This is a genomic window from Vibrio sp. Vb2131, from assembly GCF_033338535.1.
GTDB classification, from domain to species: domain Bacteria; phylum Pseudomonadota; class Gammaproteobacteria; order Enterobacterales; family Vibrionaceae; genus Vibrio; species Vibrio alginolyticus.
Map to the genome: position 1 here is coordinate 1 of NZ_JAWOSW010000087.1, position 652 is coordinate 652.

Consider the following 652-nt stretch of genomic DNA (forward strand, 5'->3'; position numbering starts at 1 on the left):
GCAGGGATGTCTTCCTTGCGTTCACGTAAGGGAGGCAAATCTAGCGTAACCACGTTGAGGCGGTAGTAGAGGTCTTGACGAAATGTGCCTTGTTCCGCCGAACGTTTAAGATCCACTTTCGTTGCCGCGACAACGCGAATGTCGAGAGGTAAAAGTTCGTTTGAGCCAACGCGTTCAATCACGCGCTCTTGCAGGACGCGCAACAAACGAATTTGTGCCTGAATTGGCATCGATTCGATTTCATCTAAGAAGAGTGTGCCGCCCTGTGCAAATTCAAACTTACCAATACGCCGACTTTCTGCACCAGTAAATGCGCCTTTTTCGTGACCATAGAGTTCGCTTTCAATTAAGTTTTCTGGCACCGCGCCACAGTTCACCGCAACAAAGTTATTGTTTCTACGAGAACTTTGTTCGTGCAGTGAGCGGGCGATAAGCTCTTTACCTGTACCTGTTTCGCCAAACAGCAGAATATCGGCATCAGTATCAGCAATGTGGGTGATGGTTTCTCGCAGCGTTTGGATGCTGGTGGTTTCACCGATGATTCGGGGGCCAAGCGTTTGGCTTGCTTTGAGTGATTGACGAAGTTTCTCATTTTCGTTCGTCAGTTGGCGTCTTTCAATGGCGCGTTTTACGGTTTCAACCAAGTGTTCTG

General features: G+C 48.6%; 1 protein-coding gene. It reads right to left on the minus strand.

The features are described from left to right. The coding region (locus tag R7E38_RS23015) for a sigma-54 dependent transcriptional regulator (RefSeq protein ID WP_318082157.1) at window positions 1-652 on the minus strand (652 nt) is incomplete at both ends.